This is a genomic window from Streptomyces sp. S6 (genome assembly GCF_054880855.1).
Map to the genome: position 1 here is coordinate 1 of NZ_JBTYMC010000657.1, position 1,278 is coordinate 1,278.

Below are 1,278 nucleotides of genomic sequence, written 5' to 3' on the forward strand. Positions count from 1 at the left end.
GTGCTCGGCCTGTGGACCAGCGGGCCGCGCGCCTCCCGGCGACTGGTCCACGGCTCCGTGGCCGCCGGGATCGCCGCCATGCTGCTCGTCCCGGCCGGCTGGGCGCTCTCGTCCCTCGACCCCCGCTACGCGGGCGCCGCCACGTCCCCGACGGCCGGACCGGTCGGCGAGTTCCACCAGAAGGCTCTGAGCGACCCGGCCGCGCTGCGCCGGGCCGCACTGGACGCGCCCAGCACCCGTGACACCGCCCTCCTGGACTACCTCGTCGCACACCGCGAGGGCGAGAAGTACCTGGTCGCGACCCAGGCCGCCTACCCGGCGGAACGCCTCCTGCGGGCCTCGGCGCAACCCGTGCTCGTCATGGGCGGGTTCACCGGAAGGACGCCCTTCCCGGAAGCCCCGCAGCTCGCCGACCTGATCGCCACCCGCCGGCTCCGCTACGTCCTGCTCACCCCCCTGCGCCCCACCACCCCCGCCACGACCTGGGTGAAGTCCCACTGCGAACGCATCCGCTCCGGCGCCTACGGCTGGCGCACCGCAGGCAACTTCCGCCTCTACGACTGCCGTTCGGCGACGAACGCCGGCCCTTCTGGAAAGGACTTTTCTTGACCACCACTCGACCCCCGACACGCCGGGCGGACATGGCCGTCCTGGGGGGTGTACGGCCGCCGCTGGCCGCGCTGCCGGTCCTGCTGGCCCTCGTCGCGGCCCTGACGGTGTTCGCCGTCGGCAGCGATGCCGGACGGGAGGTGCCCGGGGCCGTCCTCAGCTCCCAGCAGCACATCGCCGAGGACGGAGCAATCGCGCTCCAGGGCGCCGTCGACCAGAGCGTCGCCGATCTGCGGACGACGGCTGCGGAGTTCGGCGGTTCCCGGTCCGGTCCCGCGGACGGCCTGCTGGCCCGCGTCGACAGGCCCCACCGCAAGTGGCGCGGCACCGCCGTCGTCGACCAGGCCACCGGCCGGCTGCTCGCCGCGCAGGGCGAGGCCCTGCCGCTCGGCAAGGTGGACCTCCGGGGACTGCCGCAGAACCCGCCACCGACCCTGGTGCGGGACGACTCGGGCATCACCCGGCTGCTGGTCTTCGCGACGTTCCCGCACGGCGGCAGGCAGACGCTGCTCGTCGCCTCCCAGGGCGTGCAGGTGCCGGGCATCACCGTCGGCAAGGACCACACGCTGGAGGTCGTGGACCGGGACGGAACCACGCTCGCCGCCACCGGGCCGGGCTCCGGCACCGACCGGGCCAGGGCACTGGCCGGCACCGCCGCCCGCGCGGCGC

Annotated in this window: 1 protein-coding gene and 1 pseudogene; both read left to right on the forward strand. The window is 75.2% G+C overall.

All coding sequences use genetic code 11. The annotated features are described in order from the left end of the window. Nucleotides 1-609, forward strand: a 609-nt coding sequence (locus tag ACVNF4_RS36200) for a mannosyltransferase YkcB-related protein (RefSeq protein ID WP_461807060.1), incomplete at its 5' end; no start/stop codon positions are given. Next, nucleotides 606-1,278: pseudogene (locus ACVNF4_RS36205) on the forward strand (HAMP domain-containing protein); the annotation flags it as partial. The gene ACVNF4_RS36200 and the pseudogene ACVNF4_RS36205, both read left to right, overlap by 4 nt.